Annotated in this window: 23 protein-coding genes; 17 read left to right on the forward strand and 6 right to left on the reverse strand. The window is 39.9% G+C overall.

Annotated elements, in window-relative coordinates; translation table 11 throughout:
- Window positions 1–2: 2 nt before the first annotated feature.
- Both IUZ65_RS20880 and IUZ65_RS20885 read right to left on the reverse strand, forming a co-directional pair.
- On the reverse strand, window positions 3–578 hold the full coding sequence (locus tag IUZ65_RS20880) for a hypothetical protein (protein WP_195705945.1): 576 nt from the start codon (window positions 576–578) through the stop codon (window positions 3–5).
- Window positions 575–1,354 carry an SURF1 family protein gene (locus IUZ65_RS20885; protein WP_229638262.1) on the reverse strand — a complete coding sequence of 260 codons (780 nt, stop codon included), beginning with the start codon at window positions 1,352–1,354 and terminating at the stop codon, window positions 575–577. The genes IUZ65_RS20880 and IUZ65_RS20885 overlap by 4 nt, the downstream gene beginning before the upstream one ends.
- Here IUZ65_RS20885 and IUZ65_RS20890 point away from each other — a divergent pair.
- Complete coding sequence (locus tag IUZ65_RS20890; protein ID WP_443083759.1) at window positions 1,353–1,547, forward strand: DUF2909 domain-containing protein; 195 nt, start codon at window positions 1,353–1,355, stop codon at window positions 1,545–1,547. The two genes, IUZ65_RS20885 and IUZ65_RS20890, sit on opposite strands and share 2 nt — an antisense overlap.
- Window positions 1,548–1,585: 38 nt before the next feature.
- Here the strand turns inward: IUZ65_RS20890 and IUZ65_RS20895 are convergent, their stop codons facing one another.
- The 4 genes from IUZ65_RS20895 to coxB are packed head-to-tail and all read right to left on the reverse strand — an operon-like array spanning window position 1,586 to window position 5,935.
- Window positions 1,586–2,485 carry a cytochrome c oxidase subunit 3 gene (locus IUZ65_RS20895; protein WP_195705948.1) on the reverse strand — a complete coding sequence of 300 codons (900 nt, stop codon included), beginning with the start codon at window positions 2,483–2,485 and terminating at the stop codon, window positions 1,586–1,588.
- Entirely contained in the window at window positions 2,482–3,096 is a 615-nt protein-coding gene (locus IUZ65_RS20900) for a cytochrome c oxidase assembly protein (RefSeq protein WP_195705949.1), read from the reverse strand. The genes IUZ65_RS20895 and IUZ65_RS20900 overlap by 4 nt, the downstream gene beginning before the upstream one ends.
- A gap of 8 nt (window positions 3,097–3,104) precedes the next feature.
- Complete coding sequence (gene ctaD / locus IUZ65_RS20905; protein ID WP_195705950.1) at window positions 3,105–4,736, reverse strand: cytochrome c oxidase subunit I; 1,632 nt, start codon at window positions 4,734–4,736, stop codon at window positions 3,105–3,107.
- Entirely contained in the window at window positions 4,733–5,935 is a 1,203-nt protein-coding gene (coxB, locus tag IUZ65_RS20910; protein WP_443083751.1) for a cytochrome c oxidase subunit II, read from the reverse strand. The genes ctaD and coxB overlap by 4 nt, the downstream gene beginning before the upstream one ends.
- Window positions 5,936–6,547: 612 nt before the next feature.
- Here coxB and IUZ65_RS20915 point away from each other — a divergent pair.
- The 16 genes from IUZ65_RS20915 to IUZ65_RS20990 all read left to right on the forward strand — a co-directional run bounded on the left by IUZ65_RS20915 (window position 6,548) and on the right by IUZ65_RS20990 (window position 22,935).
- On the forward strand, window positions 6,548–8,059 hold the full coding sequence (locus IUZ65_RS20915; RefSeq protein WP_195705951.1) for a PTS fructose transporter subunit IIC: 1,512 nt from the start codon (window positions 6,548–6,550) through the stop codon (window positions 8,057–8,059).
- Between the two features lie 352 nt (window positions 8,060–8,411).
- Window positions 8,412–9,128 (forward strand): FadR/GntR family transcriptional regulator, encoded by a 717-nt coding sequence (locus IUZ65_RS20920; protein WP_195705952.1) that lies wholly within the window; start codon window positions 8,412–8,414, stop codon window positions 9,126–9,128.
- Between the two features lie 106 nt (window positions 9,129–9,234).
- Window positions 9,235–10,131: a 2-dehydro-3-deoxygalactonokinase gene (locus tag IUZ65_RS20925; RefSeq protein ID WP_195705953.1), complete on the forward strand. Its 897-nt coding sequence runs from the start codon at window positions 9,235–9,237 to the stop codon at window positions 10,129–10,131.
- Window positions 10,124–10,786: a 2-dehydro-3-deoxy-6-phosphogalactonate aldolase gene (locus tag IUZ65_RS20930; protein WP_195705954.1), complete on the forward strand. Its 663-nt coding sequence runs from the start codon at window positions 10,124–10,126 to the stop codon at window positions 10,784–10,786. The genes IUZ65_RS20925 and IUZ65_RS20930 overlap by 8 nt, the downstream gene beginning before the upstream one ends.
- A gap of 18 nt (window positions 10,787–10,804) precedes the next feature.
- Window positions 10,805–11,788 carry a TRAP transporter substrate-binding protein gene (locus tag IUZ65_RS20935; RefSeq protein WP_195705955.1) on the forward strand — a complete coding sequence of 328 codons (984 nt, stop codon included), beginning with the start codon at window positions 10,805–10,807 and terminating at the stop codon, window positions 11,786–11,788.
- Window positions 11,789–11,841: 53 nt separating this feature from the next.
- Window positions 11,842–12,387 carry a TRAP transporter small permease gene (locus tag IUZ65_RS20940; RefSeq protein ID WP_195705956.1) on the forward strand — a complete coding sequence of 182 codons (546 nt, stop codon included), beginning with the start codon at window positions 11,842–11,844 and terminating at the stop codon, window positions 12,385–12,387.
- Window positions 12,387–13,667 carry a TRAP transporter large permease gene (locus IUZ65_RS20945; protein WP_195705957.1) on the forward strand — a complete coding sequence of 427 codons (1,281 nt, stop codon included), beginning with the start codon at window positions 12,387–12,389 and terminating at the stop codon, window positions 13,665–13,667. Before IUZ65_RS20940 ends, IUZ65_RS20945 begins: the two co-directional genes overlap by 1 nt.
- An 8-nt stretch (window positions 13,668–13,675) precedes the next feature.
- Complete coding sequence (gene dgoD, locus IUZ65_RS20950) at window positions 13,676–14,833, forward strand: galactonate dehydratase (RefSeq protein ID WP_195705958.1); 1,158 nt, start codon at window positions 13,676–13,678, stop codon at window positions 14,831–14,833.
- Between the two features lie 2 nt (window positions 14,834–14,835).
- A complete protein-coding gene (gene ilvD, locus IUZ65_RS20955; protein WP_195705959.1) occupies window positions 14,836–16,539 on the forward strand; it encodes a dihydroxy-acid dehydratase in 1,704 nt (567 codons plus the stop codon).
- Window positions 16,536–17,435 (forward strand): dihydrodipicolinate synthase family protein, encoded by a 900-nt coding sequence (locus IUZ65_RS20960; protein ID WP_195705960.1) that lies wholly within the window; start codon window positions 16,536–16,538, stop codon window positions 17,433–17,435. Before ilvD ends, IUZ65_RS20960 begins: the two co-directional genes overlap by 4 nt.
- Window positions 17,436–17,972: 537 nt before the next feature.
- The gene (locus IUZ65_RS20965) at window positions 17,973–18,569 is read left to right on the forward strand and encodes a hypothetical protein (RefSeq protein ID WP_195705961.1); all 597 of its coding nucleotides are present in this window, start codon (window positions 17,973–17,975) and stop codon (window positions 18,567–18,569) included.
- Between the two features lie 123 nt (window positions 18,570–18,692).
- The gene (locus IUZ65_RS20970; RefSeq protein ID WP_195705962.1) at window positions 18,693–19,157 is read left to right on the forward strand and encodes an oxidoreductase; all 465 of its coding nucleotides are present in this window, start codon (window positions 18,693–18,695) and stop codon (window positions 19,155–19,157) included.
- Entirely contained in the window at window positions 19,154–20,266 is a 1,113-nt protein-coding gene (locus tag IUZ65_RS20975; RefSeq protein ID WP_195705963.1) for a GGDEF domain-containing protein, read from the forward strand. The genes IUZ65_RS20970 and IUZ65_RS20975 overlap by 4 nt, the downstream gene beginning before the upstream one ends.
- Before the next feature lie 188 nt (window positions 20,267–20,454).
- Window positions 20,455–21,795, forward strand: coding sequence for a DEAD/DEAH box helicase (locus IUZ65_RS20980; protein ID WP_195705964.1), 1,341 nt, complete (start codon window positions 20,455–20,457; stop codon window positions 21,793–21,795).
- A gap of 144 nt (window positions 21,796–21,939) precedes the next feature.
- On the forward strand, window positions 21,940–22,296 hold the full coding sequence (locus IUZ65_RS20985; RefSeq protein WP_195705965.1) for a helix-turn-helix domain-containing protein: 357 nt from the start codon (window positions 21,940–21,942) through the stop codon (window positions 22,294–22,296).
- A 324-nt stretch (window positions 22,297–22,620) separates the two neighbouring features.
- On the forward strand, window positions 22,621–22,935 hold the full coding sequence (locus tag IUZ65_RS20990) for a VOC family protein (protein ID WP_195705966.1): 315 nt from the start codon (window positions 22,621–22,623) through the stop codon (window positions 22,933–22,935).
- Window positions 22,936–22,984: the final 49 nt, after the last annotated feature.

The raw sequence follows: 22,984 nt of genomic DNA on the forward strand, positions 1-22,984 counted from the left end.
CCTTATCCGACTCTAGAAAGTTTTAATAACTTACGAAAATCAGTAAGTAGTTCTTTATGCTGCTTAAAAAGTTCGTTTTCTAATGACTGTCGAGGATATTTCATAACTAATTGCCCGAGAGGGTCGACTAACAAATACTCTGACGAATCAACGTAGTTCATAAAGTTTTCGGTCACTTTAATGGTTGTAAATGAATCACGTAGACTGGATAAGCTATTAAGGTCACTATTTTCGGTGACATAAAGGACGGCTTTAACTCTAGGTTGGTATTTTCCTAGTGCGATAAAGCTTTGGTTGAGTAAATAAACCTGTTGTTTACATAGCTCATCACACTCAGCAGGGATGACGATTCCCATGTGCCAAATTTTGCTTACGGGCATCTCTATCTTAAGCATTGAATAAGTGAGTCTTGGTTCGATCAGGACGCCTTTGTTTGTTACACCTGACTGGTACCAATGTTGAGTCAATATTAATTTAGCCGCGATGGCTGGAATCATGAACATGAGAATAAGAGAAACCAAAACGATTCGGCCTTTGGTTCGGCTATTGGTGGGGTTTTCTTCTAGTGAGATGGTCATGATATATCCCTGTTAATGGCTCGTAATTTTTTATAGAAAATGGTTAACATGAGCAGTAACCAAACGGCTGCCATCGCAAACCACTGTACTGAATAAGCGAAGTGTTTGGATGAAGCCATGGGTATCGGTTTCCATGGTTGAGGGAGAGGCCAGTCTTCTACTTGATCGGGTTGCATAGCGAAAGGTAATAAAGAAACCATAAGTTTGGTTTCAAGTTGTTTGAAGTTCAAATTTTGAATTCTAAGATGTTTGATAGTTTCGGGCATCAGGTCTGAGCTGAGCTTATTCAAGCTTCGAGCATACAGCCGACCCGTTAAACGCTCTTGTTGTAAAGTTTGTGGGGTAACAGGGAGTACTGAACGATCATGCCCCGTTGGTATAAATCCGAGCTCGATCAACAGGTGATCGTTATGGTTATGAGGCTTAACAATTTGATACACCAAATAACCGGCTTGGCCGTTATGGGTTTGATTATCAAGATAGATCAAAGGGTTATCGCTGGTATTGAAGGCTGAGGATACTTTTAGTCCAGTGACAGGAGCCGAATAATCGGTCAATTCACTAAGGGGGATATGAGTTTGTACTGCTCTCGTTTCTAACTGTTGTTCAAGCTGCTGTTTCGCCTCACCTCGACTTAATTGCCATAATCCTAAGTTGACCAATAGAAAAAATACAACCACAGTTAACAGTGCTGCAACCCAATACGAGACGGAGTGGGATAACACAGCAATAGGAGATGCTATGGTTTTTGCTTTCAAAACAGCACTGATATTCATGTTACTTTTCATCATCGGCAACTTGGCGATAGCCCTTTATTATATGGTGAAATCATCACCTTCTGATGGTGAAAAAAACCCTTCCATGAGTCAATTTTTAGGCCGCCGACTTATGGTATCAGTAGGTGTCGTTATATTACTTATTATTGCTTTGAGCTCAGGTTTAATAGAGCCCAATGTTCGTCCTTATTGATCATCCAAAATACGTTGTATTCGTGAATCAAACCGTTTCTATAGCACATAAACGAATACAAATAGGCAGAGCCAGATCACGTCAACAAAATGCCAATACCAACTTCCGGCTTGAAACGCAAAATGGTTTCGAGGTGTAAAATGGTCATACGCAATTCTACAAAGCAGAATTATCAAAAAGATGGATCCCAATAAGACGTGCAGGCCGTGAAATCCGGTCAGCATAAAGAAGGTGTTGCCATAAATGCCAGATTGCAATGTGAGTCCGAGTTCTTGGTAGGCATGGATGTATTCTTCGATTTGGAAGAACAGAAACAGCCCCGCTAACACGATGGTTATCTCTAACCAGAAAACCAATGCTGTGCGGCGGCCTTTTTCTAAACTGACATGAGCGAAGTGCAGTGTGATTGAAGAGAGCAATAAGATTATCGTATTTTTAAGTGGAATTCCTTGCCACGGCATGGCTTCGACTGACTGGCCCGAAGGTGTACTGGTTAAGGGCCAAAGGGCCTCAAATGCGGGCCACAAAATTTCGTGAGTCATCGCATTGTTATCTGCACCCGCTAACCAAGGCACGGCAACCATCCTCGCGTAAAATAGGGCACCAAAAAAAGCACCAAAAAACATAATTTCTGAGAAAATAAACCAACTCATGCCTTGTTTGAATGAACGATCGATCTGATCTGAATACAAGCCAGAGAGAGATTCGGTGATCACGCTCTTAAACCATCCCGCAAACATATACAATAGAACCAAGAACCCGATGGTTAATACGCCTTTACCGATGACAGACCCAAGGCTCTCGGTCCCTTTATACTGGACGGTTACCCCTGCACCTACCGCGATCAGAAATAGAGCGATAGCGCCAATGATCGGCCAATGACTCTGGGCTGGGACATAGTAAGTAGGATGTTGCGAATGGGGGGCTTCTACGCTCATTCTGATCTCCTTGGTGTCGCGGTTGAATTAGTGAGCATGGCGACACTTTTTGGCTCTTTTTCTACTGAGTCGGTTATGTCGAATACGGTGTAAGAAAGTGTAAGAGTATGAATGGAGTCGGGGATATCTGGCTCGATATAGAATACCAGCCCAAGCTCGGTACTTTCCCCTGCTTTTAGTGGTTGACGAGTAAAACAGAAACACTCCATTTTGTTAAAATGGGTAGCTGCTATGCCCGGAGAGACTGAGGGTACCGCTTGTACAATCGAATCTTGTTTCGACAAATTCTTGGCGAGATACGCCGTTTGTATCACCTGTCCTGGGTGAACTTGGAGCGTTCGAACTTTTGGTTTCATTTGCCAAAGCATACCAGACGGAATGTGAGCCATAAGCTCTACGTCAATAGTTCGAGATAGATCAATAGCCATTCCATGGGGCTGATCTATCGCGACTCTATTCGTCTTTCCATTGATACCTAAAGCATCACACATGACATCATAAAGAGGCACAAGCGCGTATCCAAAGCCGAACATCGCCACGACGGCAAACAGTAGTTTGGTCGTCAGCGCTTTGTTCGCTTTTTGCTTGTCCTTTTTTTTACCTATTCCCATGACGACACCTAATCAATTTTTGGTGGTTGATCAAACGTATGATGAGGGGCAGGGCTAGGGACCGTCCATTCTAGTCCTTCAGCTCTTTCCCACGGTTTTGCAGGTGCTTTCTCTCCGCCTTTTATGCATTTAATGACGACCCAAAGAAATAGCAACTGTGATAGACCAAATGCGAATCCTCCGATGGAAACAATCTGATTCACGTCGGCAAATTGGATAGCGTAGTCGGGTATTCGGCGTGGCATACCGGCAAGACCAAGGAAATGCATCGGGAAGAACAGAATGTTTACCGAGATAAGCGATGTCCAAAAATGCCATAGACTAAGGCGTTGGTTGTACATATTTCCGGTCCATTTTGGTAACCAATAATAGGCCGCTGCCATGATGGAAAATACGGCACCAGAAACCAGAACATAGTGAAAATGGGCGACCACAAAATAGGTGTCGTGATACTGGAAATCTGCCGGAACAATGGCCAACATCAACCCAGAAAACCCGCCGATGGTGAACAGAACAATGAATGCGATAGCAAACAACATAGGGGTTTCAAAGGTAAGTGAGCCACGCCACATGGTGGCTACCCAGTTGAACACTTTCACACCAGTGGGTACCGAAATCAACATGGTGCAATACATAAAAAACAGTTCAGCAAACACGGGCATACCCGTGGTGAACATATGGTGTGCCCACACTAAAAATGACATCAATGCGATGCTAACGGTCGCGTAGACCATGGAGTTATAGCCAAATAATTTCTTACCAGAGAAAGCGGGAACAATGGCGGAAACAATGCCAAAAGAAGGTAGGATCATTATGTACACTTCTGGATGACCAAAGAACCAGAAAATATGTTGGAACATGACTGGGTCACCACCCCCAGCAGCATCAAAGAAGCTGGTGCCAAAGTACTTATCAGTTAATACCATGGTTACCGCACCCGCTAGCACGGGCATAACGGCAATGAGTAGGAAGGCCGTTATCAACCATGTCCACACAAACATCGGCATCTTCATTAGTGTCATGCCCGGCGCGCGCATATTGAAAATGGTGACGATAACGTTGATCGCGCCCATGATAGAACTGATACCCATAATATGAACCGAGAAAACAAATAATGCGGTGCTATCAGGGCTATAAGTGGTAGAAAGTGGTGCGTAAAATGTCCAACCAAAGTTCGGACCGCCGCCTTCAGTAAAAAGCGATGCCAGCAAGATTAAGAATGCGAAAGGTAATATCCAAAAACTGAGATTATTCATGCGAGGTAGCGCCATATCTGGCGCACCGATCATCATTGGGATCATCCAATTGGCTAAGCCAGTAAAAGCCGGCATGACGGCACCAAATACCATGATCAGTCCATGCACCGTCGTCATCTGATTGAAGAAGTTTGGCTCGACAAGTTGTAACCCCGGCTGAAAAAGTTCTGCACGGATCACCATTGCCATCGCACCACCAATGAAGAACATGGTTAGGCTAAAAATAAGATAGAGCGTACCTATGTCTTTGTGGTTGGTTGAAAACACCCACCTGGTCCAACCGCTAGGCGCATGATGGATGTCATGGGAGGATGCGGTATCTGACGCCACCAATTCTGATTCGATTGTCGAGCCGATGTTGTTGCTTTCTATAGAAGTTTTCATTGCTCTTCCTCCGAATTTTTATCTGCTTCAGCTGGATTCTTAAATGCATTGATATCGGAAGCCTGAATCACGTCACCTGTTTTGTTGTCCCAAGCATTACGCTGGTAAGTGATAACGGCAGCGATTTCTTGATCGGTGAGTTGAAGAGCAAATGCTTGCATAGCGGTGCCGGAGCGCCCATTAACGATGGTGTCAATGTGGAGAGAAATATCACCTGTAGCGATAGGACTTCCATTGATAGCAGGGAACACGGCAGGCAGACCCATTCCATTTGGTTGGTGGCATACTGAGCAGCGTTCCAGATATACTTTTTCACCTATGCTCATGAGTTGATCTAATGGCATATTGTTTGCCAATGCTTTGGCAGCCTCGATTTTTTGGCGTTCGACGTCCTGACGTTTACCTAATAACCATTGTTCGTAGTCATCTTCCTCCATCGCGTGAACGACGATAGGCATAAAGCCGTGGGCTTGGCCGCAAAGTTCTGCGCACTGGCCGCGATAGATGCCGGGTTTATCAATTTTTGTCCATGCCTCATTGATGAAGCCGGGTACGGTGTCTTTTTTTACTGCAAAATCTGGCACCCACCATGAATGGATAACGTCGTCGGAAGTGAGTAAAAAACGGATTTTTTTATTGATAGGTAAGACGAGTGGATTGTTAACTTCAAGTAGATAATTCGCCCCTTTCTCTTTAATGCCGTCAATTTCGTCTGAAGAGGTGGCGAGTAAGCTGAAGAACTCAATTTCTTCACCAAAGTAGCTATAGTGCCATTTCCATTGCGAACCTGTGATCTTTATAGTCAAGTCTGATTTGCTTGTATCTTCCATTGCAATCAGTGTTTTGGTTGCAGGAATCGCCATCGCGATCAAAATGATAACAGGGATAACTGTCCATATAATCTCGACCTTTGTGCTTTCATGAAAGTCGGCAGCGACAGCGCCTTTAGATTTACGGTGATTAAAAATGGCGTAGAACATCGCACCGAACACAACAAAAGCAATGGCACAGCATATATAGAAGATCAACATATGCAATTCATACACTTTGCCGCTGATGTCTGTCACACCTTGTGTCATGTTGAGTGAAGTCTGAGCTAATGCTTTAACTGGTAGCGAGAGTAAAAGTAAGTAAATGAACAATTTTCGGACAGTAGCTAGTTGATGCAAACGATATCCCCCCATCTTAGTCGAGTGCATCCCACGTCAATCTTTGATGATAACGCTGGAAACATACTGCACTGGTTGTAATTGTTATGATTATGTTAATGAATGCTAGTTTGATAATAGGAATTGTTCAAGGTGACAGAGTAAATTGCCGTCGCAATTATTGTGTTATCGAGAGCAACATTTGTGTGCTTTTTTTTTGAGTAAAAATTTAATATTAACTACCTTTTTTTTCAATTCGTTTTAGAAAGTAGATCGTATAAAATGAATAGAAGTTATTTTCATTCTGTAATAAAAAGCAGAATAAAAGTAAGATTTGATGGTAATATTCTTTATAAACAAATAGTTAAAAATAAACATGACTTGTATTTCTTGTATTGACATCGTAATTTCTTTGTATTATTTGGTTGTATTAAAGTGGTCGCATTTAAAGTAATACATTTATAATACATAAAATAACTCTTATGTGATAACTATCACGGAAAGTTAGGACAAATAGTACGAATATATAGCTACTGAGTAAGTCGTGACTAACTCATATATTTCTGAAATAGTTGTGTACCTCTTCTAAAGAGATTGAAAGGGCCATCAATAAAGTTCGCAACTAATACGAGACGATAGAGAGACGAGATAAAGGATAACAAGATGAAAATCTTAGCAATTACTGCATGTACTGCTGGGGTCGCTCATACTTATATGGCGGCTAAAACGTTAGAAAAAAAAGCGAAAGCGCGCGGTTATGATATTAAAGTAGAAAAACAAGGTGCTAACGGTATTGATGACCGCATCACGGCACAAGATATCGCTGAAGCTTCAGGTATCATTTTCGCCACAGATGTTGGTGTAGCGGAAATGGAACGTTTTGAAGGGCTGATATCTGTTCAAGGTAAAGTTAAAGACGGTGTCAAGAAAGCGGATGCAATGATTGATGCTCTGGTACAAAAAATTGAAGCAGCAGGTGGTGAAGCCTCTAAAGTTACTAGCGCTTCTACCGTGGCATTTGATGAGTCTGATGATAGCAATAGTAACTTCGTTGTTAAGTTCTTAAAAAATTGGTACAAGGGCGCACTATCTGGTGTATCTCACATTATCCCTCTTGTTATTATTGGCGGCCTTTGTGTTGGTTTACTCAATCTTTTTTATGGTTACGACTATACCCACCTTTACAACCTCACAAGTGAACAGATTGCTGACAAAGAATTCATGGGTGACTTTGCAACCACACACCAAGGCATTGTTCACTATCTATACTACATTGCACTAAAAGCATTTAATCCACTGTTGATTTGTGTTCTTGCTGCATTTACTGCCTACGGTATGGTAGGTAAACCCGGCCTAGCGCCAGGCTTCGTTGGTGGTTATGTTGCCGTGGGTGGCACTTTCGGTAAACTAACGATCGTTAGTGGTGGTTTCATTGGTGGTCTTGTTGCGGGTGCAGCCGCCGCATTGTTTGTTATGCTTGTCCGTCAAATCAAGGTACCTCAAGTACTAGAATCAGTTAAGATTCTTATTATTACTCCGCTTGTTGCTGGCGTACTAACGATTCTATTCATGCTAGTCGGGCCTGGTAAGTTCTTTGCGTTCCTAAACACTTCTTTAGCTGATTGGCTAAACGTAATGAGCGGTTCTAACCTACTCATCCTTGGCTTCATCCTCGGTTGTATGTCTAACCTTGATATGGGTGGTCCAATTAACAAAGCCGCCTACCTATTCTGTATTGGTGCCGGTACAAACGGTAACACTGAGTTCTACGCCGCGTTTACTGCCGCAAAATGTATCCCCGGTATGTCTCTTGGTATCATGGCGATTACACTCCCTCGCTTCTTCGACAAAGAAGATCGTCTTGCAGGTCCATCTACCGCAATTCTAGGTTTCTGCGGTATTACGGAAGGTGCAATCCCTTACGCTGTTAAAGACCCAATGCGCATTATCCCTGCTCATATGATTGGTGGTGGTGTTGCGGCTGCTCTTATTCTTTCATCCAAGATCCAAATCGGCACGATTGCAGGTGGTGCGGTGTTCATGCTACCTGTAATTAGCGAGCCTATGGCATGGTTAACCTACTTTATCATCGGTGTTGCCGTTTCTATGGGCCTCACTATCGCTCTTAAAATGGTGGGTAAACAAGGTAAGGTAAAAGTAAAAGCACAAGCGTAATAAAGACATTTGGCATTATCGGCACTCATTGACTCATTGTCTTGTGCTTTCAATAGTGTGCCTACTGCCCATCCTTTCGGATGGGTTTTTTTTATAAGTATAAAGGTAAAATTTACACGAGCAGTTACGACATCTGCTAAAAAGATTGGTTAATAACGTTATATTATTTCTCATAGTGTACTTGCAACATTGTTCCTTTTGTTAGCGACAAAGAGGCATTAGATAATGATTAATTATTAGGGGAATTGATCTTAATAGTCAAAATGTTAATTAAATCACAAATTTATCCTGTCAAATGCTTACCATGTATTACAAGAAGCAAACACATGAATACAACAAATGAATACAACAAATGACGGAATCTAAATCAAAACTAGCTATAAACCAGATTGTTTATGACATTCTAAAAGAAAACATTCCAGCTGGGTCATTTTTAAAAGGCGAAAATGAATTAGCGCAATCTTTAGGTGTTTCAAGAACTTCAATTCGAAGTGCATTGCAAACTCTGGCGAGTAAAGGCTTGATCACTATAACGCCAAAAGTTGGTAGTGTGGCGAATTTACCTGATGTATGGAATTGGCTAGATCATGACGTATTACGTTGGGTTACACAGTATAAAGAATCGGATACTTTTATCCCTCATTTATTAGAAGTTCGTTTGATGGTTGAACCAAATGCGGCAGCGTTAGCAGCATTGAACGCGACTGGAGATAATCTTGCAGCTCTTGAAAAAAGTTACAATATGATGGCTTCTGGCCTGAAACAAGAAAATAGAGCGCAAATCAACATTGGTGACATAGAGTTCCATAAACAACTTTTGCAGGCTACTAAGAATCCATTTTTGATATCGCTGGGCGATGCGTTAACGACTACGATGGAAGTTTCTTTTTCTAGAACATTGGAACAGAACGTAATTTTGAGTAAACCAGCACTTAATGATCACTTTCGTGTGATGGACGCAGTTAGGATGCGTAAACCGCAACTAGCCAGAGACACGATGAGGGGAATTATTATGGATTCCATCGCTAAGACAACAAAAGTATTGAGTAGTAGCGACTATATAAAATAAACAGAAATAAATTAAACGCTGCGATGATTACTATCGTGGTCGTTTAGTTTAATAGCCCTTGTAATACAAGGTGAACATTCAGGTAATACATAAAGAGAAGGTTGGAATGGAAACTAATTGGATTGCTGTAGATTGGGGAACGACAAATTTTAGGGCCTTTTTAATGTCCGTTAACGGTGAATGCATAGATACAATCGAACAACCAAGGGGGTTGCTATCTGTTGAGCAAGGTCAGTATCCGTCGATATTTGACGGATTAATAGAGCGCTGGACCCAAAGTTTCGGGTCATTACCGGTAATCATGGCTGGTATGGTTGGTTCACAGCAGGGTTGGCTCGAAGTCCCTTACGTTTGTGCTCCCGCTTCAGTAAATGATCTTCTTGAAAACATTCATGAGGTAGAACTTCTCTCTGGCAACAAAGGTAAGATTGTATCGGGTGTAAGTTATGAGAATGGCTTTGGTAGTTTTGAGGTAATGCGAGGTGAAGAAGTTCAATTGATCGGACTAAGCGAAATAGTCCAACAAGATTTTACTGCAATTTTATATGGCACTCATAGTAAGCACGCATACTGGCAGAATGGAAAACTAGATCGTTATTCAACAATAATGACCGGAGAGCTATATTCAATATTGACCGACCATAGTATTTTGAGCAAATCATTACCTGAACAGAAATTTAATGAAGAGAGCTTTATTAGAGGCATAGATATAGGTAAAAATCATCCTCTAAATCATGTTTTGTTTAGCGCAAGAACGTTAAGGCTATTTAAAAAAATAGAAGAGTGTCACGTTCATTGTTATATCTCAGGAATGCTTATAGGTCATGAGTTTTCTTGCGTTGATGCATCTGAAAAGCTTTATTTAATTGGATCTAAAAAACTGTCAGACATTTATACTATCTCATTAAATCACCTAAATATTAAATTTGAAGTTATTAATGGTGACGACTGTTTTTTGAAGGGTATGAATAAAATATATAACAATGGGAATAACAATGAATAGTGACCAACTAAGAAAAAACCTATGGTTTAAAGAACTGCCATTAATTGCAATTTTACGTGGTGTCGAACCAAGCGAAGTGTTGGATATGGCTGAGGTTTTAATTGACAACGGTTTTCGCTTTATTGAAGTGCCATTGAACTCACCTAAAGCAATATTTAGCATTGAGAAATTGGTGGAAAAGTATGGAGATAAAGCTTTTATTGGGGCAGGGACAGTGACGGATATCGAGAAACTAAAACCTGTTCTTCAAACTGGTGCCAAATTAATTGTGACACCCAACATGAATCCAGATGTTATTCGTTTGGCAAGGACACATGATTGCGTGGTTTTTTCAGGAGTACAAACTGCAACAGAAGCGTTTTCAGCGGTAGATTGTGGCGTTACAGCATTAAAATTCTTTCCAGCGGAACTTATTCAACCATTAGGGGTGAAAGCGATCAAATCAGTATTACCATCTGAAGTGATCTGCTGTCCCACTGGAGGTATTGAAGCAAACTCTGAACAGATGAAATCTTACTTAGAAGTGGGTGCAGATGGTTTCGGTTTAGGGTCAGCTTTGTATAAAAAGGGTATGAAGCCCTTAGAGTTAAATATACGTGCTAAAGCGTATAGAGATAGTTGGAACAATATACAACACATAACACATAACACATAAAAATTAAAAGGTTACCCTATGAAACTAAATAAAATTACTGCCTTAATAACTATACCTCTAATGGCCATGTCATTACATGTTCAAGCAAAAGATATGCGTATCGGAATTGGAGTGCCTGAATCTCATTTTGAATTTGTTGCAATGAAGAAATTTGAAAAACACATTGAAGATAATACCGAAATAGATGTGGAAGTTTACCCAAGTAACCAATTAGGTAGCGATTTGGAAGCGCTTGAACAGGTTAAGTTTAATGCAACTCAAATGAACCTACCTTCACCAGCTGTACTTGGTAATATAGTTAAGGACTTTAACATTTTAACTCTCCCATTTATTTTCCCAGACGAAAATATTGCTAATCAGATAGTAGACGGTGAATGGGGTAAAGAGCTCTTATCTAAACTTGATAATGCCGGCTACGTTGGTCTTGGTTTCGGTAATTTTGGTTTCCGTCATGTGTCTAATAATGTTCGTCCTATAGAAAAAGTGGCTGACATGAAAGGTCTAAAGCTGCGTACTATGCAAAACAAGGCTCATCTTGACGCGTTTCGTGCACTAGGTGCTAATCCAACACCAATGGCTTTCTCTGAGCTGTTCTCGTCGTTGCAACAGGGTGTTGTTGATGGACAAGAAAATCCTTATACAAACATTTATTCTCAGCGGTTGTATGAAGTACAAAAATACGTGTCCAATACTGGTCATGTTTACTCTTGGGTAGTATTCGTCGTTGGTAAGAAGTTTTATGATGGTTTAACGACGAAAGAGCAGAAAACGATGCAAGAAGCCGCTCGTATAGCTATTGAGCACATGCGTATTTCTGTGAAATCTCAAGATGAAAAATCGTTACAGAATATGATTGACGCAGGTCTAATCTATACTCCGTTATCCGTGGAAGTGAAGTCGGAAATGCATGAAAAAGTGGCTCCCATTGTAGAAAAATATGCAGCCAAAATTAATCCAGAATTATATAAGAAACTAACAAAAGAAGTGACTAAGCTGCAGTAATTTTTCATTCAAGGGCTGTGTAATGCAGCCCTATTTTAATATATGGTTTCGTTATGATTAATAAAAAAACTTCATTTTTAGACAATATTGAGGAATATATAAGTACACTTCTTTTTATTTCTTTAATAATCCTGTGTTTTTTACAAATATTATTTAGGTTTGTTTTTAATTTCTCACTTTCTTGGACTGAAGAATTATCTAGATATGTTTTTATTGCATTAGTTTATTTCTCTGCAAGTCTTGCTGTCGTCCGTGGTGCTCACGTTCGTGTAGAAGTTATAGATGGAGTTATAAAAGGAAGTAGTAAAAAAATATTAGATTCTATAATTGATTTGTCGTTCGCTGCTTTTATGATTTGGCTGGGATATTTCGGTTTACATATTTCAATGGATGCTATCAGCATTGAACAAACAACACCTGCTCTTGAATGGCAAGCAGGTTGGGTATACGCGATTATTCCGTTTACTTTTTATTTAATCGCACTGAGATTAATTCAACGAGTATACCGTCGAATTAACGGCAATCTTGAACATGAATATGCGCTCAGTGAAGCACAAGAAGCATTGAGAAAAATAGAAGATGAACGAGGAATAAAATAATGGAAGCATTTCTAATTACTATGTTCGTTTTTATCGCTTTACTCGCAATAGGAATGCCAATTGCGATTAGCATCGGTATGTGTACTGCTTTCGCGTTGATACTCGCAGATATTCCTATTTCGTTCATTGCCCAAACGGCATTTACCTCACTGGATTCTTTTACCTACTTAGCAATCCCTATGTTCATCATGGCGGGTTTTGTGATGGAAAAAGGTGGGCTTTCTAAGCGGATAGTTAACTTTGCCTCTAGTTTAGTAGGTCGTACGGCTGGTGGATTAGGGATCGTTACTGTTGTGGCTTGTATGTTTTTTGCAGCCATTTCGGGTTCGTCACCAGCTACAGTCGCTGCAATCGGCTCAATGATGGTGCCTTCGATGATAGAGAAAGGTTACAACCGTCATTTTGCTGGAGCGTTGACGGCATCGGCAGGATCTCTGGGGATTCTTATTCCACCATCTATACCAATGATTATTTATGCGGTTACTGCTGAAATATCTATTGGCGATATGTTCTTAGCTGGCTTTGCACCCGGAGCTATGATCGGTTTTGGTCTTATTCTTACAGTTTATATTATTTCGAAAAAACGTGGTTATAAAGGGCAAGACGAAGACTTTTCACTATCAAAAATAAAAGAAACTTTCCTTGATGCAAAATGGGCGTTGTTAACACCAATTATTATTTTAGGTGGTATTTATTCAGGTATTTTTACTGCAACGGAAGCGGCTTGTATTACGGTTATTTATACGTTGATTGTAAGTTTCTTTATTCACAAAGAAATGAGTTTTAAGGATCTGATTCCTACGGTATCAAGAGCCGCGCTAACCACCGGTTGTGTCATCATTATTTTAGGTTTTGCCACAGCATTTGCCCGGTATTTGACCATTAGCATGATTCCGCAACAGATTGGGGAAGCAATTTTAGAATTAACGGACAACCCAACAATAATTTTATTAATTTTTGTCGCCTTGATTATGTTTACTGGCTTATTTATTGAAACGGCTGCACAGATTTTAATTTATACACCGTTGTTTTTACCTATTTTAGTTCAACTCGGTATTAGCCCATACCATTTCGGCATCATTCTTATCGTGGGGACTGAACTTGCTCTAATCACGCCACCTGTTGGTGTCAATTTATTTGTCGCAAAAGGCATTACTGGATCATCTATGGTCCAACTAACTCGCGCTGTAATTCCATTTCTAATCAGTATGTTACTTGTACAAATCGCGTTGGTATTTATGCCCGGCGTTATTACTTTTTTACCAGATTTATTTAAATAGGTTACGTCATGAAAATTGTAGGTTATGAAAAATTTATTGTTGCTCCTCGTTGGGGATTCCTAAAGATAATTACCGATGAAGGTATAGTTGGTTGGGGTGAGCCAAGCCTAGAAGGGCGGACACATACTGTTCACACCTGTGTTGATGAATTAATGGAATACCTTATAGGCAAAGACCCAAGGGATATTGAACTTCATTGGAACTACCTACACCGTTCGACATTCTATCGCGGTGGCGCCGTGATGATGAGCGCGCTATCAGGTATTGACCAAGCATTATGGGACATTAAAGGAAAGGCGTTAGATACCCCTGTATATCAATTAATGGGTGGCAAGTGCCGAGACAAAATACAGACATATTCATGGATAGGTGGTGATAGGCCTGATGATGTAGTGCGTATGGCTAAAGAACGTAAAGCGCTTGGATTTAATGCAATAAAGATGAACGGGACGGCAGAACTCAATTTTATTGATGACTTTAGTAAAATTGATGCGTTGCTGGACCGAGTTCAAGGTTTACGAGATGCAATGGGCAAAGATTTTGGGATTGGTATTGATTTTCATGGACGCGTTCATAAAGCGATGGCGAAAATCATGATGAAAGAGTTAGCACCTATGCGGCCTATGTTTGTTGAAGAACCTGTACTTGCTGAGCATTTTGATTGTATCCATGAAATTGCTCAGTATGGCGCAATTCCAATAGCTACGGGTGAAAGATTGCACTCACGCTGGGAATTTAAAAAGCTATTGGAGCATGGAGGCGTTGATATTATTCAACCGGATATTTGTCACTGTGGTGGTTTAACTGAGCTTAAAAAAATAGCCTCAATGGCGGAAGCTTATGATGTGGCGTTAGCACCGCATTGCCCACTTGGCCCGATCGCCTTAGCTTCTTCAGTTCATATTGACACTACTTGTCAAAATGCAATTATTCAAGAACAGAGTATTGGAATGCACTACAACAAAGGTTGTGACGTTCTTGATTATGTCGAGAATAAAGATGTATTTGAGTTTGATAACGGTTATTGCTTGAATATTAATGGTCCGGGTCTTGGTATTGAAATCGAGGAAGAATTCATGAGAGAACAACATGAAAAGGCGTTAACTGAGCCGAAATGGAGAAACCCTCATTGGTCAAACAAAGATGGTTCTTTTGCGGAGTGGTAAAGATGAGTAATTGCGGATCATGTGGTTCGTGTGGTGTAGGGGATTTAACTTCTCATTACAACGAGATACTGAAAGAAGACAATGGTGCACTTAAGCGTGCTTTGTACAAGTCCATGGGTCACAGTGATAGTGACCTTAGAAAGCCAATCATTGCTGTAGTAAATAGTTATACTAATGCAACTGCAGGTCATGCGAATTTGGACGTGGTTGGAGCTGAAGTGATTAGAGGTATCGAAGAGTCCGGAGGTACAGCGATGACTTTTGGCACCATCGCTCCTTGTGATGGAATTGCGGAAGGCCATATTGGTATGCGTTATATATTGGCCGCCCGTGAAGTCATCGCTGCGTCGATAGAAGTGATGGTCAGGGCTCATAATTTTGATGCAATGGTGTTACTTGGCTCGTGCGACAAAATTGTACCGGGGATGCTAATGGCCGCGGCTCGATTGGATATTCCAGCTATTTTAGTTAATGGAGGACCAATGTATCCGGCAGAGTACGCCGGGAAACATTGGGATGGAAATATTGTTACTGAAGCGATAGGTTGGAAAAACAAAGGGCAGATAGATGACAAAGAGTTTCGCAAAATAGAAGATCTGGCAGAGCCAACTATTGGCTCGTGTGCTATGTATGGCACGGCCAATACCATGTGTTGTCTATCTGAGTCATTAGGTATGACTTTACCTCAAACTTCAACTATTCCTGCCGTGCATCCACAACGATTAGAAGTTGGCTATCAGAGCGGTGTTCGTATTGTTGAGATGTTGGCAGAAGGGTTGACTGCACGGAAGATTATTTCTAAAAAAGGTATACATAATGCAATTTGCACGCTCCTAGCAACGGGTGGTTCGACGAATGCAATTATTCATCTTCAGGCCATTCATTACGAAGCAGAGTTAGGTGAATTAGACCTTGATATTTTTGATAAAATGAGTCAGAAAATTCCTTTGGTAGCATCGATTTATCCTGCATCTAAATACGATATGATTGATTTTTTTGAGGCTGGAGGTGTGGCAGCGGTAGAGAAGGAGCTTTCCTCTTTGCTTGAGTTAGATGCGGTCACGGTTTTAGGTACGAAGCAGGAGTGTTTGGAACGTATTCAGATCTCGACTAATCGAGAATTAATTCGAACATTAAATAATCCTTTTTTACCAGAAGCTGGCGTTGGTATATTAAAAGGTAACTTATCTCCATTGGGTTCGGTGGTTAAGCCTGCTGCTGTGCCTAAAGCTATGTTTAAGTTTACTGGTAAAGCTGTCGTTTTTGAGTCTGAACAGGCTGCTGTTGAGGCGATAATGAACGATAAAATTCAAGAAGGTAGTGTTGTAGTAATTCGTTATGAAGGAACGACAGGGGGCCCAGGGTTACCTGAAATGTATAAGCCAATGAAATTACTCGAGGGAATGGGTTTATCAGAGAGCTGTGCATTAATTACGGATGGTCGATTTTCTGGTTCAAACCGTGGTCTCTTTGTAGGACATATATCACCAGAAGCCTATGAAGGTGGCTTGATTGGATTAGTAAATAATGGTGATGAAATTAGCTTGGACTTAACAACAAGAAAAATCACGTTACATGTCGATGATGCAATGTTAGGTACCCGTAGAAATTCTTGGACTCGTTTGCACAAAGAAATACCTAAAGGTTTTTTACGTTTATACCGAGAACGAGTTTCATCTGCAGCATATGGAGCGATTTTAAAATGATAAAGCCTGAAGATATTATAGGTGTGAACCCCATTGTTGCAATGCCATTCGATGCTTCTGGTAAAGTTGATATTTTGAGTTTTAGAAGGTTGGTAGAACATCTGGTAAATATAGGTTGCAATGGATTGACCTTGTTTGGAATTGCCAGTGAATTCTACAAACTAAATTTATATGAGAAGGAAAATCTAGCTGATTGTTTCCATGAAATAACTTCAAAACATAAAATACTCAGTTGCATTTCTATTACGGAGCACGCAACAGAATTAGCAGTAGAACAAGCCATAAAATACCAGCGTCAAGGTTTTGATTCATTGATGCTGTTACCTCCATTTTTTTTAAATCCGAGCTCAGAACATATAATTAGTCATATTAAAAGTGTGCTAGGTTCGGTCGATATACCTGTTTTTATTCAGTATGCTCCAACAGAAACAGGAATGACGATTTCGCCTGAAGATATGAAAAAAATCAGTGATAATCACCCTAATGTGGTATTCAAAATTGAGTGTAATCCACCAGTTGAATATACAAAACAATTACTGAGATGTATACCAGACGCGGTTATTATGAATGGCTATGCTGGTTTGTACATGTTAGACATGCTTGATAACGGAGGCAAAGGAGTCATGCCCGGTTGCTCATTTGCTGAAATATATGTGTCAACTTATCAATTGTGGAGAAATGGTGAGCGGGAAAAGGCAAGAACTCTCCACAATAAATTATTGAAATATATAAATAAATGGATGTCGAATTGTGAATATATTATATCAATAGAAAAAGAAATATTAACTAGGCGAGGTATTATTTCTACCGGCTATTGCCGCAAACCTGATTACCCTCTTACTGAATTAGATATTCAAGATATCGATATGTTTTTAAGAGAATTCAATCTCCTCTGAACGTGAAATATTTATGTTTTAATATCTAATTGATTATATAAATTGGTCATTGAGGAAGCTTGGTATCGTTCTTTGTTTCATTTTGATCTGAATGTAATACTCAGGTGTCATTCAACGTATTCTGGTTTAGTTTAATCATCCATCTCTATAACGGATAATTCTATCTGCTATAGAAGTGAACATCAATTCAAAGTGATACGAATGATAGCAGAATTGGAAAGACGAATATGAGGGATATGTCGTTTTAACTATGGATATTGATGAGAGGTCTGAGTTGATGACAAAAAATCGTTCAGGTGCATATGTAAGTAAATCTATTAAAAAACTAGTGTAATTTCAATTGATCACTGTAACTAAATAAAAGTATTCTGAAGTTCTTAAATGGATTGCTTGCCTAGTGTTTAGTATCAACCTACCTACAAGACAACTATCAGATAAAGGCTTTTTCTTTTCTGAAAAAAATACACATTTGCCTTGTAGATACGCTAAAGTCTTCTTTGATGATAATAAATACTTATTTAATAGGGATATTGCGTGATGTTTCGAATGTTAGTGGTCTGTTGTTTGATGTTTAGTGGCTTCTCTTCTGCTGAAAATGAATTGGTTGTCGAACCCGAAATGCGTGGGCCACTTATTGAGTTAGATATTGTGGTGGATACGAAGGGAATTGAAGAAGCGATATTGATTACCAATCAGTCCATGAAGCAGGTAATTGAAGCGTTAAATCGGATATCCGATAACCAAGAACTTACGCCAGAACAAGCGGCAATAATTACCTCAACGTCAGGAAATATTAGTCAGTTGGCCATGTCATCAACAGAAGTAGTGGAAGCACTGCCAGAGGCCATTACCAAAGCAAGAGAATCTGTTGTCGCAAATGCCCGGGTATTTCTGAGTGATCTGAAAATGAATATACTCATCGTGCTAATCTTGGTCGTGGTCGGGTTAGCGATTGTCATTGCCTGTTTGTATTGGTTTGTCATTCGACCTATGCAGAGCACTATATTGGCGGCGACGGGTAATGTCGCAAGCATGGCAAATTCTATTCAGATAACGGCGAAATCTTTAGAAGAAAGCAACAAAACTCATGCGAAGTTGTTAGAGATGCTAGAGCAGAATCACAATACCGCATAGACGCAATGATGCGCTACTCATGTCGTTTAGGTGGGTTAATAAGGTGTTACTAATTTGTAACTAAACGTGACAGGGCCTATAATTTATCTCGACATAATAAAGATTTGATATGTAGGAGATTACATGCGAGTTCTTATCTTTGGATTAATGGTGGTATTGCTAAGCCCAGTTGGCTTAGCACGTGATTTAATTCTAGAAGTTTCAAATAAGCCAGTAAAAATAGTCACGTTTGATGAACTTAAATCCATGCCTTCAATAAGCTATAAAACCCATTTGCCTTGGTTTACTGGTGAAGCGGAATTTACGGGTGTCTCATTAGAGTATTTTCTGACCAAACAGTTTGGAGCCATCCCAGATATTGTTACCTTCCGCGCGTTAAATGACTATTCCGTCGAGATTGTTAAGAGTGATATAGAAAAATTTGATCCTATTATCGCCTATCTAAAAGATGGGAAGGAAATGACAATACGAGAAAAAGGACCCTATTGGATAATATACTCGCTTTCTGATTTTCCGAGAATTGATGACAGCCTATATCACGCTCAGATGATCTGGCAGTTAGAAAAAATTCAAATCGATAGCCTATGAAAATAGAACGTTCTATTAAAAAGGCTCATCTTTACTCAGGTACAGCGAAGTTGTTGCTGTCAATGTTTGCGACCATTATATTGATAGCCAATATTTACATATTGGGGGAAACCAAGAAACTGGTGGCTTCTTTTTCTAGCCAACAAAACCAAGCAACATGGTTTCTTTTTCAGTTAAATAAAGAGTTATTAGAGCTTGCATCGAATGCGAGCCATTTAGGCGATGGTGACAATCATCTGCCAAGTGTCATACTTAAATACGACCTTGCATGGAGCCGCTTTGACCTATTGTTGATGGGGGCAGAATCAGATGATTTTATGGCATTGACAGGGACGAGACCTTTTTTTACAGATCTATTTGATGAGTTCAAAAAGGTTGAACCTCTACTGAAGGCTATTGATGAAACGAAATCGAAGAGCTCAACTGAATTTGTAAACAGAACCACTGAGATACATAAACAGTTAGTCGACTATATAAATCGAAATTTCCGTATAGCAAGTCCTCTGTATTTAGAAAGGCGAAATCAAGTAAACAATTTAGAGCAGATGCAAACAGCGTTACTTCTGTTACTGGTCGTCTGCATATCCATTATTGGATTGATATTTGCCAAGGAGCTGAAATATAGTCGGTGCCTTGCGTTGACGGACACATTGACTTCATTGCCAAATCGATTGGCGCTGTTTAACGTGGTCGATGAATTAAACAATGAAAATAAGTCATTTAACCTTTTTCTTTTAGACCTAAATGGCTTCAAGCAAATAAATGATAAATATGGGCATCAGGTAGGCGATAAAGCCCTAATCGAAGTCGCTAAGCGTCTTAATTTGAATCGAAGCATGAAATCTTATCCATTTCGCATTGGTGGCGATGAATTTGCTGTTGTAGTACCAGAAGAATTTTTGAGCTCGGGTGACGATTTTTGTAAAGTACTCGAGTCAATATTTCATCGCCCGTTTAGGCATGAAGATACCCATTACGAGCTTTCTACCAGCATAGGCTTTGCAAACTTCCCAAATGACAGTATTCATATTGACGAACTCATTCGTCACGCCGATCAGAGAATGTATCAAATGAAGTTTACCCATCGGGAGGCAACAGCCGATAGTTGATATATTGAATGATATTATTCAAGGTAATTTGAGCTATCCCAATTGACTCTGTAAAGACGACTCTTCGGTCAAATCGATCATTTGACTAAAAAATAAACGATAATAATTTTTGTGATCGCTATCTATTAGATAGGGATCTGCGTTATTATGGCGCGCTATTTTTTACCTTAAAATCGGAGAACAAACTTTTGCAGTTTAAAGACCTCGGCCTAGATAATCGTTTACTGAAAAACCTTAACCATTTCGCATTCAAACAAGCGACAGACATCCAACAGCAAGCAATTCCTGTTGCGATTGCTGGCAAAGATTTAATGGCATCGTCAAAAACTGGGTCAGGAAAAACATTGGCGTTTGTGTTGCCAATGCTGCATAAGTCTCTAAAAACCAAATCGTTCTCAGCGAGAGATCCTAGAGCCGTTATTCTTGCGCCAACTCGTGAGCTTGCTAAGCAAGTTTATGGTGAGCTGCGTGGTATGTTAGGTGGCCTTTCTTATACCGCGACTCTTATTGTCGGTGGGGAAAACTTTAACGACCAAGTTAAAGCGCTAAGAAAACACCCAAAATTCATTGTCGCGACACCTGGTCGTTTGGCCGATCATATTGAACATCGGTCACTGTTTATCGACACGCTTGACACATTGATTTTGGATGAAGCGGACCGGATGCTCGATTTAGGTTTTGCACCTGAATTACTTAAAATCAATAAATTAGCAAAACATCGTCGTCGTCAAACACTTATGTTTTCGGCTACGATGGATCATGCTGAAGTGAATGAAATCGCCTCAGAGATGCTAAATGATCCGAAACGAATTTCAATCGGTCTTTCAAATGAAGAGCACAAGGATATTACGCAATCATTTTATCTCTGTGACCATTTAGACCATAAAGAAGCGATTTTAGACCGGGTTATTAGTGAAGCTGAGTATCGCCAAGTCATTGTGTTCACAGCAACACGTGCAGATACTGAGCGTTTGACAGAAAAACTGAACGAGAAGAAGCTTAAAGCGGTAGCACTGAGTGGTAACCTGAACCAAACACAACGTAATTCTATCATGAGTCAGTTTGAACGTGCTGTTCATAAAATACTTGTGACGACAGACATTGCTTCTCGTGGGTTGGACATTGCCAATGTTACGCATGTCGTTAACTTTGATATGCCAAAGCATATGGAAGAGTATGTGCACCGAGTTGGCCGTACAGGTCGTGCTGGCAACAAAGGTAATGCGATTTCTTTGGTTGGTCCGAAAGATTGGGACAGCTTTAAACGTGTAGAGTCATTCCTTCAGCAAGACATTGAATTTGCAGAATTAGAAGGGCTGAAAGGCAAATTTAAAGGAATTAAACCTCCGAAGCCTGCTGTGAAAAAAGGCGATAGTTCGAAGAAGAAACAGCATCCAAATGCGAAGAAAGTGGCTAAGAAGCCCGTTAAGCGAGATAAGACGTTTTATAAAACTGTCGCAGTTGGTGATGATGTATTTGTACCAAAAAAGAAAGCAGCGAAACCAGAATCATCAACGCCTGAAGAGTAAGATTACTCAAAAAATATCAAGCCCTACTAATCTTTGTTAGTGGGGCTTTTTTAATGCGGTTATAAACGACTTCTCACAGAATATAACTTTTATTTATTGCACTCTATTGGCATTAAGGCGAGGCTAATCTTAAGAGGGATTACAGTGTATAAGCAGTTGAACGAAGAAAAACGATTGCAGATATGGGCACTTAGAAAAGAAGGAAAATCTCAAACTGATATCGCTCATATTCTCGACGTTCACCGTGCAACGGTAAGTCGAGAGCTCTCCAGAAACTCAGGCCCTTATGGCTACGAGCCTCAACTCGCTCAACGTATGGCGATCCATCGAAAAAAATTTCACACTCAAATTGTAGAAAAACAGTATGAAGAGCTAGTAAAAGAGCTCGTTGGTATTGGTTGGGAACGAGAACAGTGTCAGGAATTTATTCTTCATTATCATTCTGAACTTACCATTGAGCAGATTGATAAATTGATTGATGATTGCTTTATAACTGAATAGTTTTAAAAATTGAGACATAAATCACGTGTTGCACTTGCCCATCATTTCCTGTTCATATCCCTTGCCTATCTGTTGCACTTGCCTAAGAGAAAATAGAAGTAACCTGTAAATTACGATCTATATCTGTTGCACTTGCTCACTTTCAAATATCCATCAGTGTTGTTGCACTTGCTCAAAAAATAATATTAATAATATCAAATATTCTATTAAATCAAATAGTTACAAATATTTTCCTTAGTTGATACACATCACGCTTTTAATGTTGAGAGCTGTCTATATTAGCCTCGTTACCTAAAAAGAAGTGTTTTACCCAAGGAGCGAGAAATGAAAAAATTTAATCACATAGGAATACCTTCAAATATCGAGCACACAGGTGAAGTGTTAAATGCAGATATCGGTTTGTACTGTACCGATTTCAACGAAAGTGAAAACCGTATCGAATGGTTGCGCTTTCTTGAAGACAGCCCGATGCCAGAAGAGTTAAAAACAACCGCACATATTGCTTATGAAGTGAGTGACTTAGAAGAAGCAATGAAAGGTAAAAAAGTACTTTTAGAACCATTTAATGCAAATGACTCATTAAAGATTGCATTTGTAATGGAAGATGAAGCGCCCGTAGAACTGATGCAATTCTTATAAAATAAAGCCATTAGATTACGAATAACGTGTGTATCAAATAACGTATTAA

It is taken from the genome of Vibrio sp. VB16 (assembly GCF_015594925.2).
Classification (GTDB): domain Bacteria; phylum Pseudomonadota; class Gammaproteobacteria; order Enterobacterales; family Vibrionaceae; genus Vibrio.

Excerpts from the sequence above, each read along its gene's own strand:
- IUZ65_RS20880 (WP_195705945.1), bottom strand. The coding sequence starts at position 578 with ATGACCATCTCACTAGAAGAAAACCCCACCAATAGCCGAACCAAAGGC.
- IUZ65_RS20890 (WP_443083759.1), top strand. The coding sequence starts at position 1,353 with ATGTTACTTTTCATCATCGGCAACTTGGCGATAGCCCTTTATTATATG.
- IUZ65_RS20885 (WP_229638262.1), bottom strand. The coding sequence starts at position 1,354 with ATGAATATCAGTGCTGTTTTGAAAGCAAAAACCATAGCATCTCCTATT.
- IUZ65_RS20895 (WP_195705948.1), bottom strand. The coding sequence starts at position 2,485 with ATGAGCGTAGAAGCCCCCCATTCGCAACATCCTACTTACTATGTCCCA.
- IUZ65_RS20900 (WP_195705949.1), bottom strand. The coding sequence starts at position 3,096 with ATGGGAATAGGTAAAAAAAAGGACAAGCAAAAAGCGAACAAAGCGCTG.
- ctaD (WP_195705950.1), bottom strand. The coding sequence starts at position 4,736 with ATGAAAACTTCTATAGAAAGCAACAACATCGGCTCGACAATCGAATCA.
- coxB (WP_443083751.1), bottom strand. The coding sequence starts at position 5,935 with ATGCACTCGACTAAGATGGGGGGATATCGTTTGCATCAACTAGCTACT.
- IUZ65_RS20915 (WP_195705951.1), top strand. The coding sequence starts at position 6,548 with ATGAAAATCTTAGCAATTACTGCATGTACTGCTGGGGTCGCTCATACT.
- IUZ65_RS20920 (WP_195705952.1), top strand. The coding sequence starts at position 8,412 with ATGACGGAATCTAAATCAAAACTAGCTATAAACCAGATTGTTTATGAC.
- IUZ65_RS20925 (WP_195705953.1), top strand. The coding sequence starts at position 9,235 with ATGGAAACTAATTGGATTGCTGTAGATTGGGGAACGACAAATTTTAGG.
- IUZ65_RS20930 (WP_195705954.1), top strand. The coding sequence starts at position 10,124 with ATGAATAGTGACCAACTAAGAAAAAACCTATGGTTTAAAGAACTGCCA.
- IUZ65_RS20935 (WP_195705955.1), top strand. The coding sequence starts at position 10,805 with ATGAAACTAAATAAAATTACTGCCTTAATAACTATACCTCTAATGGCC.
- IUZ65_RS20940 (WP_195705956.1), top strand. The coding sequence starts at position 11,842 with ATGATTAATAAAAAAACTTCATTTTTAGACAATATTGAGGAATATATA.
- IUZ65_RS20945 (WP_195705957.1), top strand. The coding sequence starts at position 12,387 with ATGGAAGCATTTCTAATTACTATGTTCGTTTTTATCGCTTTACTCGCA.
- dgoD (WP_195705958.1), top strand. The coding sequence starts at position 13,676 with ATGAAAATTGTAGGTTATGAAAAATTTATTGTTGCTCCTCGTTGGGGA.
- ilvD (WP_195705959.1), top strand. The coding sequence starts at position 14,836 with ATGAGTAATTGCGGATCATGTGGTTCGTGTGGTGTAGGGGATTTAACT.
- IUZ65_RS20960 (WP_195705960.1), top strand. The coding sequence starts at position 16,536 with ATGATAAAGCCTGAAGATATTATAGGTGTGAACCCCATTGTTGCAATG.
- IUZ65_RS20965 (WP_195705961.1), top strand. The coding sequence starts at position 17,973 with ATGTTTCGAATGTTAGTGGTCTGTTGTTTGATGTTTAGTGGCTTCTCT.
- IUZ65_RS20970 (WP_195705962.1), top strand. The coding sequence starts at position 18,693 with ATGCGAGTTCTTATCTTTGGATTAATGGTGGTATTGCTAAGCCCAGTT.
- IUZ65_RS20975 (WP_195705963.1), top strand. The coding sequence starts at position 19,154 with ATGAAAATAGAACGTTCTATTAAAAAGGCTCATCTTTACTCAGGTACA.
- IUZ65_RS20990 (WP_195705966.1), top strand. The coding sequence starts at position 22,621 with ATGAAAAAATTTAATCACATAGGAATACCTTCAAATATCGAGCACACA.